Source organism: Parabacteroides goldsteinii, assembly GCF_020091425.1.
GTDB classification, from domain to species: domain Bacteria; phylum Bacteroidota; class Bacteroidia; order Bacteroidales; family Tannerellaceae; genus Parabacteroides; species Parabacteroides goldsteinii.
On the sequence record NZ_CP081906.1, the window covers coordinates 3,867,111 to 3,881,596 of the forward strand.

The window sequence follows — 14,486 nt, forward strand, 5'->3', positions numbered from 1 at the left end:
CCGTTTAATGAATTAGATAATAGCTAAAATGTCAGACTGACGCATGATAAGATATTTCTCACCATCCAGTTCGATTTCTGTTCCTGCATATTTTCCGTACAGTACAGTATCGCCACCTTTCACAACCATTTCTTCATCCTTTGTTCCGTTACCCACGGCAACAACTTCACCTTTTAAAGGTTTTTCTTTTGCTGAATCCGGGATAATGATTCCGCCAAGTGTCTTTTCTTCTGCTGCAGCCGGCTTAATAAGCACTCTGTCTGCTAATGGTCTAATGTTCATCTTACTATATTTTTAATTGTTAATAATATTATGTTTACATGTGTTTTTCTAATTCACGCTTATTCCTATGCGAAATCTGTGCCAAATTAATTGGCAGGGAAAAGACTGCCAATTTTGCATAAACAGACGTTTAGATGCGCCGACATGACTGACAGGATGACTATACATTCCGCCTCACATGCTTCCCGACTAGAACAAAAGTAACGGGAAAGTAGTTCATAAGTCACGGTCTTTTAACTGATAAGTCCTAAACTTTTATTCTTTTGAGCATGCCTTAATTTAATTTTCAGCTAGCTAAAAATAGATTTCGACCATGCTAAAAATCAATTCCGAGCATGCTCAAAAGTAAAAAAATAAGGGACGAAAGAATTAGAATCTGCCGTCCCTTACATTAATATATAGTATATTTCAGATTAGTCTATCAGCAGTGTTGCGATGGAATGAGCCGGTAATACAGGCTGGTAGACGCGACCGTCGATTTCAACAGATACCTGGCGGTCCTCATTTCCTTCGTTTGCCAAAGCGACAACAATACTTTTGTCGGGGTTGACGAAGGCCATGAGATTGCTGAACTGGCCGGAGGTTTCCAGTTTACGGGCACCGGGCTGGACGTAATGGCTCAAATGTTTCATTACATAATATTCGGGAGTGTAATGGAAGGTTTTTGTATCGGGATCGACAACCACAAGGGAGTTTTGCGCCCATCCCCAACGGCTGATACCGCCTTTATCCAGCGAGATATTCCAATACATATAGGCCGACGCACCGTTATCCAGGTAATGACGCATCAGGTTCCAGGAGTAAACGGCACCGCTCCAGTCATTCTTTCCGTCGCCGCATTCCTGCTCGGTCTGATAGAGTTTCATATCGGGATAACGTTCGTGTATACCTTTGATCGCTCCTTTTCCCGCCCATTGGAAACCGACTGCGCTGATATACTTGCCGCTTGCCGGGTCGGTCAGGATGGTATCCACCAATGCTTCGTTGGCACGTTCCATGGTGCCGAACATCACTTTCACGTCCAGTTCCTTCATAGCCGGACCTAGATAGTTGCCGACGAAGTTAGCCAGCGAAGCAGCCGTCCAGCAACAACTAGGGAATATCTGTGCCGAATTGAACTCATTCTGCGGCATGACGGCAAAAATGTCGATGCCCTGTTCACGATAAGCTTCGATAAATTTGGAGAAGTAAAGGGCATACGATTGCAGGTAAAGGGAATCCTGGATAAACATATCCGTTCCTTCATAACCGACCTTATCGGCAGGCAGGCCGTTGCGGTACTTCTCGTTGTAGGCTTCGCCGGTATAGGCGGAGGCATAATGCTTATTATATTTCATCCAGGCAGGAGGACACCAGGGAGAGGCCCAGATACGCAGGTCGGAATTGTATTTCTGTGCGCCTTTAATAAAGGGGATCAATGTCTGCTGGTCGTTGGCGATGGTGAAGTATTCCATTTCGAAATCGCCTTCGGTCTCATTATAGGAATACCAGTCGCGGGAGAAATCGTTGGCACCCACCGGCATACGGCAGATGGTGAAATTCGCCCCTATCTCCGGAAAGAAGAGTTCTTCCATGATCTCTTCGCGGACTGTCGGATCGAGTTTGCTCAGGGAAATCCAGCCCAGCTCGTTGAAGCAGGCACCGAAACCGTCTATCTTCTGTCCTTTCTTATGGGTATGGATAACCGCGTCGATCGTCGGAATCGTATCCGAAGAGGTAGAGACCAGGTCGGATTGCTCCTGCCACGGTTCGTTTTCCGTAGTTGTTATCCAGGAGGCTCTTGGCTGAACAGAACAGGAAGAGAGGACTAAAGCGAATGCGAGAATTAAAAGAGATGTTTTCATGAGACAGTAATATTAAGGATAGCATAAACCCGTTCCCGTGCTTGACACGGGATCGCAAAAGAACAGGTCATATGCCTATTTATTCAGGCAGCACCTTTGCGGCCCCGTGTCAAGCACGGGGACAAGGCTGCTTATATCAGAACTTTGCGATCAGTTCTTCTACAGTGACAGGTATTTGTTCGCCTGTAATCATATTCTTCAGATTGATCTTGCCTTCACTCATCTCCGTTTCGCCAACGATAGCGACATACGGGATTTTCTTCGTATCGGCATACCCCATCTGCTTCTTCATCTTGGCTGATTCGGGGAAAAGTTCGGTACGGATACCGGCGGCACGAACCCGGGCGATAATCGGTAACAGATAACTTTCTTCCTTCTCACCGAAGTTGACAAACAGTAACTGTGTTGTCATCAACGAATCGGCCGGATACAGGTCCAACTGATTCAGCACGTCGAAGATACGGTCTGCCCCAAAAGAGATACCGACACCCGAAACGCCATCCATGCCAAATACGCCGGTCAAGTTGTCATATCGTCCGCCACCGGTGATACTTCCTATCTGGACATCCAGCGCTTTTACTTCGAAGATGGCACCGGTATAATAGTTCAGACCGCGGGCCAGTGTCAGGTCGAGTTCCAGTTCCGAATGCATAGGCAGCTGGTCGATACGGTCGAGGATGAAGGTCATTTCTTCGATACCCTTCACGGCTATTTCAGAGATAGCCAGCTGTTCTTTCAGGACGGCCAGTTTTTCGCGATTGCTACCCGACAGCATGATGATCGGTTGCAAACGGGCAATCGCCTCTTCGGAAAGGCCTTTGGAACGCAACTCTTCATTTACATTATTCAGGCCGATCTTATCCAATTTATCGATAGCCACTGTTATATCAACAATCTTATCCGCTTCACCGATAATTTCGGCAATACCCGACAATATCTTACGGTTGTTCATCTTGATGCAAACGCGGATACCGAAACGATGGAACACCTCATCCATAATCTGAATCAGTTCCACTTCGTTAATCAGTGAATCGGAGCCTACCACGTCACCGTCGCACTGGTAGAACTCACGGTAACGTCCTTTCTGCGGACGGTCGGCACGCCATACGGGTTGTATCTGATAACGTTTGAAAGGGAATGTTATATCGTTGCGGTGCTGCACCACATAACGAGCAAAAGGAACGGTCAGGTCGTAACGCAATCCTTTCTCACAGGCTTTCACGCCGAATCTCACCGGGTTACGTTCCAGCAGTTCTTCATCGGTAATGCCTGAGAAACAATCTCCCGAGTTTAATATCTTGAAAAGTAATTTATCACCTTCTTCGCCATACTTGCCCATCAGGGTCGACAGGTTCTCCATGGCCGGAGTTTCTATTTGCTGAAATCCGTACAGATGATATACTTCACGAATCGTATTGAATATATAATTACGTTTCGCCATTTCTTCGGGCGAAAAATCTCTGGTACCTTTTGGTATAGACGGCTTCTGCATATACTGTTTGCTCTTCTTTATCGTCGGAGCTAACCGACTTTTATATATTAAATTATTATTCGGAATGCAAAGGTAGGTATTTTGTTTCAAATTCGTTATTTATTGGATAGGTTCATTGTTTTGTCTGTTTCTTTTTGTTATGTTTGCAACATATTTAACAAAACGTATAGCTATGAGAAAGAAAAAGACAAGACAAAAGAAAGTATTGTATGGTGAACTCGGTAGTTTTTGCATCGACTTCGCCAAATACATGGCAACAGGAGTTGTCATCACAACATTATTAAAAGATCTTGAGGGACATAATGCGCTTATTTATTCGGGTGGATTTGTTTTAGTTTCAGGATTTTTGTTTTTAGGCTTATTATTCATTAAACTGAAGGAGGATTAGTTATGCCTGATTTTATATTTGTTTGTTTACTGTTTATGGGAATGGGACTCGGATTTTTAATCTGGGCACTTTATATGGAAGGCAAATTTCACAGAACGAAGAAAAAGAAGAAATAAAAAAGCAGCCCGAGTCATTCAGAACGACCCGGGCTGCTTTTTTTATCTGATACGGTACTCGCTTAGTCGCGGCTTCTTCCTCCCAGGAAGATCATTATATAATATAATAATGTAGCCAGCGAACCTAAGGCAGCCACCACATAAGTATAAGCGGCAGAGCGCAAAGCATCTTCGGCCATACCATGCGTAGAGACATTCGTTATCCCGGCACGACTCAACCATACCAACGCACGCTGGCTGGCATTGATTTCGACTGGCAACGTAATGAAACTAAACAACGTTGTCGATGCGAACAGGATGATACCGAACAACAGCAACTGCGGAAACTGGTGGATCAGCAACATACCGCCCAGCAACACCCAGGTCATGATATTCGAAGCAAAGCTAACCACCGGTACCAACGCCGACCGCATCTTCAGCGGGGCATAAGACGTTGCATGCTGTACTGCGTGACCACATTCATGGGCGGCTACAGCGGCGGCAGCGATACTATTACTATAATATACAGATTCGCTCAGATTCACCGTTTGATTGGCTGGATTGTAATGGTCTGTCAAATGTCCGGGAGTAGAGATCACCTTCACGTCGTAGATGCCGTTATCGCGCAACATCTTTTCAGCCACATCCTTTCCGGTCATACCGTTAGGCATAGGAATCTTAGAATACTTCTCAAACTTGTTCTTCAGTCGGGAAGAAACCAGCCAGCTTAACAAGGCAAAACCAATAAATATGATCCAATACATGCTCATAATGTTCCAAATAATTAATTGTTATACAAGATATCTCTTACAAAAAGTCTGCCAAAAACAAAAATGGCAGAAGATTAGCCTGATTAGAGGTGGTCTTCTGCCATTTTGTATTAGTATGTGAGGTTTATTCTTCTGTATACCGGATGATTGTCTGCTCGCGGTCAGGTCCTACCGATACGATTTTAACAGGTACTCCCAGCTCTTCTTCAAGGAATGAAAGATATGCGTTAAACTCTTCGGGGAATTCGTCTTCGCTCTGCATCTTTGTCATGTCAGTCTTCCAACCCGGCAGTTCAACGTATACAGGTTCGATCGTATCGTCGATCTCGAACGGGAATTCCGTCACTTCTTCGCCATTGATCTTGTAGGCTACGCAAGCCTTGATTGTCTCGAAGCTGTCGAGCACGTCACTCTTCATCATGATCAGCTGGCTTACACCGTTGATCATAACAGCATATTTCAAGGCAACCAGGTCGATCCAGCCGCAACGACGTTTACGTCCTGTTACAGAGCCGAACTCATGTCCTAACGTACAAAGCTGATCGCCTGTTTCATCGAACAACTCTGTCGGGAACGGACCGCTACCGACACGTGTACAATATGCCTTGAAGATACCGTATACCTCACCGATATTACGCGGAGAGACACCCAGTCCCGTACAGCATCCGGCACAGATCGTGTTGGAAGATGTCACGAACGGATAAGAACCGAAGTCGATGTCCAGCATAGTGCCCTGTGCACCTTCCGCCAGGACAGACTTACCGTCTTTCAGGAAGTTGTTTACCACATGTTCGCTGTCGATCAGGTTGAATTGCTTCAAGTATTCCAATGCTTCAAACCACTGGGCTTCGAGTTCCTTGATATCATACGAATAGTTCAGTGATTTCAGGATTGCTTCGTGGCGTGCCTTGGCGGCAGCATACTTTTCATCGAAGTTGTGCAGCAAGTCACCTACACGGAGACCGTTACGGCTGATCTTGTCTGTATATGTCGGGCCGATACCTTTACCAGTCGTACCGATCTTACCGGAACCTTTGGCAGCTTCGTAGGCAGCATCCAGCATACGGTGGGTAGGCAGGATCAGGTGTGCCTTCTTGGAAATACAAAGTTGTTTGGTCAGGTCGTGACCACTGGCAGCAAGCGCTTCGGCTTCCTGTTTGAACAATAACGGGTCGAGAACGACTCCATTACCGATAACATTCACTTTTCCACCCTGGAAAATACCTGACGGAATAGAACGCAGGATATACTTTTCTCCGTTAAATTCCAGTGTGTGTCCTGCGTTGGGACCTCCTTGAAAACGAGTGATCACATCGTAGTTAGGAGTCAGCACGTCGACAACTTTTCCTTTGCCTTCGTCACCCCATTGCAATCCTAATAAAACATCTACTTTCATTTTATCTTTATAATAGGCTGTTAATATTCTTTTTTACTATTCTTCTGCTGAAGCTTGAACTTGCATTTACTGCATATCCCGTAGATATACAGCGCATGAAATTCCTGTGTGAAACGGGATATCTTCAGATTGTTGACCTCCTTTTTCAGCACGCTGTCTTTCATTTCCCGAATGGCCCCGCACTTCATGCAAACCAGGTGCAGGTGCGTTTCTGCCAATGCCCGCAGTTCGTACTGAACCGACTGGGCGTTGAGTTGATGCCGCACGATCAGGCCGCCGTCTTCCAGCACATCCAACGTGTTGTAAAGCGTTGCCCTACTCACATGGAAGTTCGCCTCTTCCAACTTTTCCTGAAGGGAGTACATATCGAAATGACCGGCGAAGCGACAGATGCATTCAAAGATCGCATATCTTTCCTCCGTCTTTCGTAGTTTTTTCTCAGTCAGATACTCCGTAAACGACTGCTTCATCTCTATGTACTTCTTCTCATCCATTTCGTTGCGACTCTACGCGACCGACAAAGTTAGCGCATTTATTTTAAACGCAAAGCCTTAGCTATAATATTCAAATTCAAATTTTAAATCATTATAGATTTCCTGCCCTTCCGGTGTCTTCATAAACTCCGGAAAGTCATCGAAACCACTCAACATTTGTTTCGCATGATCGGCCGACTGGCGACCGTAAAATTTCATTGCTTTTATCGCTGCCTGCTTCTCTTTCCAGGAAGCGCCGAAGTCGGGCCAGGCAATCGTCCGCATACATTCCACAATGAATGCGGCTCTCACCGGCGCAACCACCGTCTTCCCTACCCTGAACAGTTCCATCCAGATAAGGTAAGCCACCGTACGGGCATATTCGTCTTCCACATTAAAAATCAGCCCGAGCAGAAGGTTATCGACATACGGCAATTTGCAGAACAAATTACGGCTGCATTGTTCCGCTATTTCCAGATAGGGTATTTCTTTCACCCACTGTTCCGCCTGTTTAAAAGGAAAATCATCCACAGGTTGCAACAGGGATGCCAGTATCTTAAACTCGCGGATATCCTCTTTCCACAAAGCGGCTGCCAGATCCGAACCAGGTTCGTGCCGAGCGGCTATCTGCTTTATTTCGGGCAGAGGGACACCGAAGTTCAGCTTATAATCGATGCCCTTTTCGCGCATGCTGGTGGATATGACACCGTTCATTGCCATGCGCAGTTGGGTACGTATTTCTTTTAGTTCGTCCTGTAACATATCTTTAATCGTTATAAGATGGCAGGAATGAATAATCCTGGCTGTAACGAAGCATCTGGTCTGCGTATCCTTCAGTATAATCGAGAACGATATCGGTCACTTCGCCTTTGTCGTTCCTTACCTCTTTCATCACCGGGTTCACAAAACCTTTGTATGGAGCCAGGTTCAGTTTGGCATAGCGGGCAAGCACTTCGTCGTGCAAGGTCTGGTCTACTTTCACACCGTAGTCTTCCACCAGTTTCTTTCCGGCGGCGAAATCGCCTTCGCTCTTGATACGCTGCACTTCTGCCAATAAGGTGCCGAACAAGTTGCGGAGTTTGGGATAATCGTTTACAACGACATATGTCTTGCCGTCACGCTTCTTATATTCGATAACGTTATCGGCTTTACCGTTCTCATAGGCCCACCGGGCGATCAACTGACGGTTGCGCATGTGGGCTTCTTCCACGTCTTTGCCGGCTTCGATACGGACAAGCTGTGTCATCAGGCCGTTCATGATATACTTATAATACTCGGCCTTATAGGCTTCACCATCCGGAACCAGACCTAATTCAACCAGTTTCGGGTCGGCCAGGTAATAAAGGCCGAAGAGGTCGGCACGGGCTTCTTCCAAAGTGGAATCGTAGGCTTTCAGTGCGCCCGATTCGGTATCGGGCAGAAGTTTGCCGGAACCATGCCCCAAGCATTCATGCAGGTCGGTATGCAGGTTGTCAGTCAGGAAGCCGTATTTTGCGAGGGCTTCACGCTCCGCATCACTCCAGATAAATTCTTCGTTAAAGCCATTGCCCTGCGACGCCTTGTCGTAAGCCTCGGTTATATTCTCAATCGTAACGGACTTTGAGCCGTGGTCGCGGCGAATCCAATCCGCATTCGGCAGATTGATGCCGATCGGCGTTGCCGGATAACAATCGCCTCCCAACATGGATACGGTGATCACTTTGGCACTCACCCCTTTTACCTTTTCCTTCTTGAAGCGTTTGTCGACCGGAGAATGATCTTCAAACCATTGCGCATTATCGCTGATAATCTTCGTGCGCTTGGTCGCTTCCTTATTGATAAAGTTTACGGTCGACTCCCAGCTGGCTTTCATACCCAGCGGATCGCCGTAAGTTTCGATAAAACCGTTCACGAAATCCACATCCGAAGTCGTATCTTCTACCCAAAGGATGGAGTAGGCATCGAATGTCTTCAAGTCACCGGTCTGATAGTATTCAATCAGTTTTTCGATGATTGCTTTCTGCGTATCGTTTTCGGCAAAAGGAACGGCTTTCTGCAACTCGCCCACAATTTGTTCGATAGCAGCAGAATAAAGACCTCCGACTTTCCATACCTTCTCGACAATCTTTCCGTTCTCCTTCACCAGCCGGCTATTGAGTCCGTAAGAGATCGGAGTGATGGTGTCTTTACCCGCTTTCATAGCGGCATAATAATCTTCCACCTCTTTCTGGGTAATACCGCCGCCATAGTAGTTATTGGCAGATGCCAGGATCAGATCCCGGTCGCCGCTCTGCACAGTACGTTTTGCCAATACTGCCGGATCAAAGATCACCGGAGAGATTTCTGCAACAAACTGCTCCAGAGTCTGTCCTCCACGCAAAGGAAGTTCAGAGACATTCACCTGCTCCAGGCAGCTCTGAAAGAATTCGGGGGTAAAGCCGGGAACAAACTTATCCTCTGCATAATGATGATGGATGCCGCTTGAGAACCATACCCGTTTCAGGTACGTCTCCAGGGCCTTGAACTGCTCATCCTCGCGATTTCCTTTATATTCCTTGTAAATCGTTTCCAATGCGCGGCGAACCGGCAGGTTATAACGACAATTCTGGTCAAAGAATATGTCGCGCCCCATCAGCGCAGCCTGCGACAGATGATATAATAACTGTTTTTGTTTCAACGAAAGAGACTCGAATCCCGGAACCTGGTACCGAAGTATCTGAAGGTCTGCGAACTGGTCTACCACATAATTAAAATCCTCCTGCGGTGCCTGAACATTCTTTTCTTTCGGGCCTGCACAGGCGGTTAATGCCACTGCTGTCATAAGCGATACAATTGTATTTCTCATTTTATTTATACTAATTCTTTTGTTTTTTTCTGAAGTATTACAACGAAAGGCTCTCCCGCAAAGGTAACGAATAAATCGAAGCCATAGGAATATCACCCTAATATTTTGTACCTTTGCAACCGATATATTTATTAAAGAATGGAAATAGCAGCATTAGTATCAGGAGGCGTGGACAGCTCCGTAGTTGTCCATCAGTTGAAGGAGGCGGGATACGATCCTACCATCTTCTATATCCGTATCGGTATGGAAGATAAAGACGGATATATCGACTGCCCCGCCGAAGAGGATATAGAAATTACATCTTACATAGCACGCAAATACGGTTGTCGCATGGAAGTGGTATCCCTGCATGACGAATACTGGGACAAGGTGGTCAGCTACACGATCGACTCGGTGAAGCGCGGCCTCACCCCCAACCCGGACATGATGTGCAACAAATTCATCAAGTTCGGCTGCTTCGAAGAGAAATGGGGGAAAGACTTCGATAAAATCGCCACCGGCCATTATGCCACAACGACCGAGATAGACGGAAAAGTATGGCTCTCCACCGCCAAAGACCCGGTGAAGGACCAGACCGATTTCCTGGGACAAATCACGCGCCTGCAAATCCAGAAGCTGATGTTCCCGATCGGCCACCTGATGAAAGCGGAAGTCCGTGCCATCGCTGCCGAACAAAAGCTCCCCAGCGCCATGCGCAAGGACAGCCAGGGTATCTGCTTCCTCGGTAAAATCAATTACAACGATTTCATCGAGCGTTACCTGGGCAAACGTACCGGCAAAATCGTCGAACTGGAAACGGGCAAAGTACTGGGCAAGCACAACGGCTATTGGTTCCACACCATCGGCCAGCGGAAAGGACTGGGCCTGAGTGGCGGTCCGTGGTTCGTCATCAAGAAAGATATCAAGCGCAATATCATCTACGTCTCCAACGGCTACGACCCGGAAACGCAATACGGGAAGACAATCAACCTGCATGGTTTCGACTTCATCACCGAAGATCCATGGGGAGAATTTACCGATGAAAAAGAAATCACCTTCAAGATACGCCATACCCCCGATTTCACACCGGGACGTATCCACCGCATCGGTGACCTTTACCGTATCGAATCGGAAAATAAAATACAGGGTATCGCTCCCGGCCAGTACGGTGTTGTCTACGACAAGGATCATCATCTCTGCCTGGGTAGCGGCATGATTATTGACGAAGAAAAATAAGTCTTTGTCAATTAAATAGAAGATTGTCAATTATTATATTTACATTTGTATTCTACATATAAGATACGACTATGGAAGCAACAACATTAAAAACATTCGAGATATCCATTCCCGAAAAATACGCATCCGCCATACGCTCACTGGTTAAAAGTATGGGAGGAAGCATCAAAGTCCGCAAAGAAAAGAAATGCGGACTGGATGAAGCATTGGAAGATGTGAAGGCTGGAAGAGTATATTCTTACTCTAGTGTGGACGAAATGTGGGAGGCTCTTATGAAATGAGATATACACCTGACACGACCCACAAATTCAACAAAGATTTCAAACGCTGTCAGAAAAGAGGTTATAACATGAGCCTCCTGCGTAAAGCGGTTGATATACTAAGTGAAACCGGTACCCTCCCTCCCGAATATCGTCCGCATAAATTAAGCGGCAAATACGAAGGCCTATGGGAATGTCATATTCAATCCGACTGGTTACTGGTTTGGAATCAAAATGACACAAAACTCATACTCCTGTTCACAGATACCGGCACTCATGCCGATCTGTTTTAATAGAAAAGTTCAAAATTAGAACGACTGCGGCAGCTATCTCGAATGGTTGCCGCAGTCGTTTTATATGATTGCAGCACCTATTTTTTACCGCTGCGGCAGCTATTTCTTACAATTGCCGCAATCATTTTCCCGGCATACTGCCATTATTTCAACTATTTCACCCTGTTATTTCATTTTTTTCGTTTATAATTTGGTTTATAACGTAAACCATTTTATATTTGCAGCGTGTAGGTGAGACATGCGCAGCTCCTTGCACTTTTTTAATCCATATATGGTTTATGTTATAAACTTATTTACATTCACCTTTAAAGTAAACAAAACATGGAAACGAAACGAATCATACTATTTATTCTGGCAATATTCTTTACTTGCAATCTTGCCGAAGCACGGACAATCATCGTCAAAGTGAGCAACATACGCGGAGAAAACGGAACAATCCTCGTCATGGCTCAATCAGGCAAAGAGACAAAACCGGTATACGGCATGGCCAAACCGGAGAAAGGAGAAGCAACCATCACGCTTGAAAACGTCGAATGGGAACAGTTCGATATCTCAGTCTTCCATGACGAAAACGGCAATTACCAAATGGATTTCACCGAAGATAAAAAGCCGGCTGAAGGATATGCCATGAAGAAGTGCAAAACGCAACAGGAAGAAGAGACGGTCAAACTGAAATTATATTACCCGGCAAACGAGTAAGACATGAAATGGCTGTTATTCTTTACACTCATCTTTACTACCGGCTTTCCGGCTATGGCCCGGAAGCCGGCAACGGCAGAGATTTACTCCGGCCACATTACCGACGGACAGGGAAACGGAGTTGAATACGCGACAATCGTCCTCTTGCAGGATGAGATTCAAAAAGCAGGTACGACAACTGACAACAAGGGTAATTTCACCATGGAAGCAAAAGCAGGAACATATAAAGTAATCGTCCGGTGTATCGGATATGAGCCGCTGCAAAAAGAATTATTGCTGGCCGCATCCATGCACGACACCCTTTCGTTGAAGGCTTCTTCCTATGCCTTGAAAGAGGTTGTGGTACAGGCTAAAAATATCGAACGCAAGGCAGACCGTTTCGTCCTGTCCGTCTCCCCTTCCACCGGGAAAGACGGAACCGAGTTATTGTCGCAGGCTCCCGGCGTATGGCTGGCAGAAGATAATATCTCCATCAACGGAGCACAGGGCACAAAGGTATTCGTCGATAACCGCGAAATAAAACTTACCGGCGAAGAACTTCTCACCTACCTTCGTTCGATGAAATCGGAAGATATCAGGCGAATAGAAGTCATCCCGATAGCCAGAGCTGAATATGAAGCCAGCTCACGGGGCGGAATCATCCTGATCTCACTCCGCCGGCGGCAAACGAACGGTATCCAGGGGAGTGTCACAGTCGGGGCCGCCTTATCTTCTACCCTTACCCGTTACATGCCTTCCGGAACACTCAATGCACGTCTCGGGAAATGGACCCTAAACGCTGCCGCCTCCGGCAATTTCACACCAAAGAATGAGAGCATGATGACATCCGTCAGGCAATATCCGGACAACGACAACCGCTTTTCCAGCCTCTCCAGGTTCGACACACGATCGGACTATGGTACGGGACGCATCGGAGCCATCTTCGAAATCGATACCGTCAACAGCATCGGAGCGGAGATAGAATATGTCGGACAGCTGTCTAAAGGCAACTCTTACAGCGAAACGGAACTGACCAAGCAGGAATGGCTAATAAACAGCACCGGCGATTATAACCAGAAGGATGATTACAACACTTTATCCGCTACCGCCAACTACCTGCATAAACTCGACGACAAAGGCTCCCTGCTCAAATGGATTGTTGATTATGCCGACAAAAAGTCGACGGGGAAAAACAACTACTATGTCGTACAAAAGGCAGCAGGCCGGGATACAGACAGTACGTACCGAAGTAACAGCGATGCAACCTACAAGATCGTCACCACCGATATTTCAATGAATAAATACTTCCGGAAAGGAATGTCGCTGAACACCGGCCTGAAGTACACGCATACATTCATGGACGATAATTCCTGCTACGAAGGTCTCTCGGCCGACCAACAATGGAGTATCAGTCCGGCTTACGGCTACGCACTCAAATACAAGGAAAACATCATGGGAGTATACGCATCCTTTTCAACAGAAATCAATCGCTGGGCGTTCATAGCCGGACTGCGGGGCGAATATACCCGGACCGCGAACGAGAGCGACCGGATTAAACGGGATTACTTCGACCTGTTCCCGAGCCTGAGCGCCACCTATGCCTTCAACAACCTGAAGACCTGGATGCTGGTCGGACAATACACACGCAACATCGAACGCCCGGCCTTCTATACGCTCAACCCGAACCGGCTCCAAACCTCCGATTACAGCTACAACATAGGCAATCCCTACCTGAAACCGACCTATATCCATCGTTTCAGCACGACCCTTGTCTATAATTACCGTTACACGCTGACAATCGGAGGCAGCCTGCACCGCAACCTGATCCGCGAATTCTGCAAGGTAGATGCCGTCGACCCGGACATTTCGTATATCACCTACGAAAACCATGACGTCGAAAACCATTGGTTCATTGCCGCCAGTATCCCGGTTCAGCCCGTCCCATGGCTTAACCTGGCAGCCAATTTCGTCGGTGTACGCCAGGATATCCGTATGACGGAGAAAGCCGCATTTGCCCACCATTACCTGGCATTCGCAAACGCGACCGCAACCTTCACGCTGCCGAAAGACATCACGATCGAAGGACAATACAACGGAGCCAGCCGCCTGTATTCAGGAAACAGCGAAGTGGCTCCCCGGCACATCGTCAGCCTGTTTGCCCGGAAGAAGCTGGCCGGCAACCACTTTCTGATAACTGTTTCGGCCGATAATATCTTCAACCGCTATAATGACTTTGCCAGCCATATCGAAGCCTACACGTCACAAAGCCACTTCGAAAGCGGACACCTTGGACGTACCTTCAAAGCGACACTGACCTGGAACTTCAACAGCGGCCGAAAAGTCAAGAAGCCGACAATCGAACGGGACGTAAACTCTGAAAGAAACCGATTGAACGAAAAATAGACCGGAATGATTGACTGTTAAAAACAATGACATTATCTTTGAACAAACATAGTACGAACAATATAAAAACAAA

General features: G+C 46.7%; 14 protein-coding genes. 6 read left to right on the forward strand and 8 right to left on the reverse strand.

Features of this window, described 5'->3' with window-relative positions:
• Window positions 1-12: 12 nt before the first annotated feature.
• From K6V26_RS16970 to hisS, 3 genes are all read right to left on the reverse strand, one after another.
• The gene (locus K6V26_RS16970) at window positions 13-282 is read right to left on the reverse strand and encodes a co-chaperone GroES (protein ID WP_007654644.1); all 270 of its coding nucleotides are present in this window, start codon (window positions 280-282) and stop codon (window positions 13-15) included.
• Window positions 283-695: 413 nt separating this feature from the next.
• Window positions 696-2,126 (reverse strand): glycoside hydrolase family 30 protein, encoded by a 1,431-nt coding sequence (locus K6V26_RS16975; protein WP_224263385.1) that lies wholly within the window; start codon window positions 2,124-2,126, stop codon window positions 696-698.
• A gap of 136 nt (window positions 2,127-2,262) precedes the next feature.
• Window positions 2,263-3,618: a histidine--tRNA ligase gene (hisS, locus tag K6V26_RS16980; RefSeq protein ID WP_224263386.1), complete on the reverse strand. Its 1,356-nt coding sequence runs from the start codon at window positions 3,616-3,618 to the stop codon at window positions 2,263-2,265.
• A 172-nt stretch (window positions 3,619-3,790) separates the two neighbouring features.
• Here hisS and K6V26_RS16985 point away from each other — a divergent pair, with 172 nt between their 5' ends.
• Window positions 3,791-4,006 (forward strand): DUF6722 family protein, encoded by a 216-nt coding sequence (locus K6V26_RS16985; protein WP_010802095.1) that lies wholly within the window; start codon window positions 3,791-3,793, stop codon window positions 4,004-4,006.
• A 178-nt stretch (window positions 4,007-4,184) separates the two neighbouring features.
• Here K6V26_RS16985 and K6V26_RS16990 read toward each other — a convergent pair whose 3' ends face one another.
• The 5 genes from K6V26_RS16990 to K6V26_RS17010 form a co-directional block, all read right to left on the reverse strand.
• Entirely contained in the window at window positions 4,185-4,871 is a 687-nt protein-coding gene (locus K6V26_RS16990; protein WP_007654652.1) for a zinc metallopeptidase, read from the reverse strand.
• A 124-nt stretch (window positions 4,872-4,995) separates the two neighbouring features.
• Entirely contained in the window at window positions 4,996-6,267 is a 1,272-nt protein-coding gene (locus K6V26_RS16995) for an adenylosuccinate synthase (RefSeq protein ID WP_007654654.1), read from the reverse strand.
• A 20-nt stretch (window positions 6,268-6,287) separates the two neighbouring features.
• A complete protein-coding gene (locus K6V26_RS17000) occupies window positions 6,288-6,761 on the reverse strand; it encodes a Fur family transcriptional regulator (protein WP_007654655.1) in 474 nt (157 codons plus the stop codon).
• Window positions 6,762-6,818: 57 nt separating this feature from the next.
• Window positions 6,819-7,502 (reverse strand): DNA alkylation repair protein, encoded by a 684-nt coding sequence (locus K6V26_RS17005; protein ID WP_007654657.1) that lies wholly within the window; start codon window positions 7,500-7,502, stop codon window positions 6,819-6,821.
• 4 nt (window positions 7,503-7,506) lie between these two features.
• On the reverse strand, window positions 7,507-9,564 hold the full coding sequence (locus tag K6V26_RS17010; RefSeq protein ID WP_195585770.1) for a dipeptidyl-peptidase 3 family protein: 2,058 nt from the start codon (window positions 9,562-9,564) through the stop codon (window positions 7,507-7,509).
• A 138-nt stretch (window positions 9,565-9,702) separates the two neighbouring features.
• Between K6V26_RS17010 and mnmA the strand changes: the two genes are divergently transcribed.
• From mnmA to K6V26_RS17035, 5 genes are all read left to right on the forward strand, one after another.
• Window positions 9,703-10,779: a tRNA 2-thiouridine(34) synthase MnmA gene (gene mnmA / locus K6V26_RS17015; RefSeq protein ID WP_195585769.1), complete on the forward strand. Its 1,077-nt coding sequence runs from the start codon at window positions 9,703-9,705 to the stop codon at window positions 10,777-10,779.
• A gap of 71 nt (window positions 10,780-10,850) precedes the next feature.
• Window positions 10,851-11,060 carry a hypothetical protein gene (locus tag K6V26_RS17020; protein ID WP_195585768.1) on the forward strand — a complete coding sequence of 70 codons (210 nt, stop codon included), beginning with the start codon at window positions 10,851-10,853 and terminating at the stop codon, window positions 11,058-11,060.
• Window positions 11,057-11,332: a type II toxin-antitoxin system RelE/ParE family toxin gene (locus tag K6V26_RS17025; protein ID WP_195585767.1), complete on the forward strand. Its 276-nt coding sequence runs from the start codon at window positions 11,057-11,059 to the stop codon at window positions 11,330-11,332. The genes K6V26_RS17020 and K6V26_RS17025 overlap by 4 nt, the downstream gene beginning before the upstream one ends.
• Window positions 11,333-11,653: 321 nt before the next feature.
• Window positions 11,654-12,031: a DUF2141 domain-containing protein gene (locus K6V26_RS17030; RefSeq protein ID WP_195585766.1), complete on the forward strand. Its 378-nt coding sequence runs from the start codon at window positions 11,654-11,656 to the stop codon at window positions 12,029-12,031.
• Between the two features lie 3 nt (window positions 12,032-12,034).
• Window positions 12,035-14,413, forward strand: a complete 2,379-nt coding sequence (locus tag K6V26_RS17035) for an outer membrane beta-barrel protein (protein ID WP_224263387.1) — start codon at window positions 12,035-12,037, stop codon at window positions 14,411-14,413.
• Window positions 14,414-14,486: the final 73 nt, after the last annotated feature.

Coding starts and splice junctions, on each gene's coding strand:
- K6V26_RS16995 (WP_007654654.1), bottom strand. CDS start 6,267: ATGAAAGTAGATGTTTTATTAGGATTGCAATGGGGTGACGAAGGCAAA.
- K6V26_RS17020 (WP_195585768.1), top strand. CDS start 10,851: ATGGAAGCAACAACATTAAAAACATTCGAGATATCCATTCCCGAAAAA.
- K6V26_RS17030 (WP_195585766.1), top strand. CDS start 11,654: ATGGAAACGAAACGAATCATACTATTTATTCTGGCAATATTCTTTACT.
- K6V26_RS16985 (WP_010802095.1), top strand. CDS start 3,791: ATGAGAAAGAAAAAGACAAGACAAAAGAAAGTATTGTATGGTGAACTC.
- K6V26_RS17010 (WP_195585770.1), bottom strand. CDS start 9,564: ATGAGAAATACAATTGTATCGCTTATGACAGCAGTGGCATTAACCGCC.
- hisS (WP_224263386.1), bottom strand. CDS start 3,618: ATGCAGAAGCCGTCTATACCAAAAGGTACCAGAGATTTTTCGCCCGAA.
- K6V26_RS16990 (WP_007654652.1), bottom strand. CDS start 4,871: ATGAGCATGTATTGGATCATATTTATTGGTTTTGCCTTGTTAAGCTGG.
- K6V26_RS17035 (WP_224263387.1), top strand. CDS start 12,035: ATGAAATGGCTGTTATTCTTTACACTCATCTTTACTACCGGCTTTCCG.
- K6V26_RS17025 (WP_195585767.1), top strand. CDS start 11,057: ATGAGATATACACCTGACACGACCCACAAATTCAACAAAGATTTCAAA.
- K6V26_RS16970 (WP_007654644.1), bottom strand. CDS start 282: ATGAACATTAGACCATTAGCAGACAGAGTGCTTATTAAGCCGGCTGCA.
- K6V26_RS16975 (WP_224263385.1), bottom strand. CDS start 2,126: ATGAAAACATCTCTTTTAATTCTCGCATTCGCTTTAGTCCTCTCTTCC.
- mnmA (WP_195585769.1), top strand. CDS start 9,703: ATGGAAATAGCAGCATTAGTATCAGGAGGCGTGGACAGCTCCGTAGTT.
- K6V26_RS17000 (WP_007654655.1), bottom strand. CDS start 6,761: ATGGATGAGAAGAAGTACATAGAGATGAAGCAGTCGTTTACGGAGTAT.
- K6V26_RS17005 (WP_007654657.1), bottom strand. CDS start 7,502: ATGTTACAGGACGAACTAAAAGAAATACGTACCCAACTGCGCATGGCA.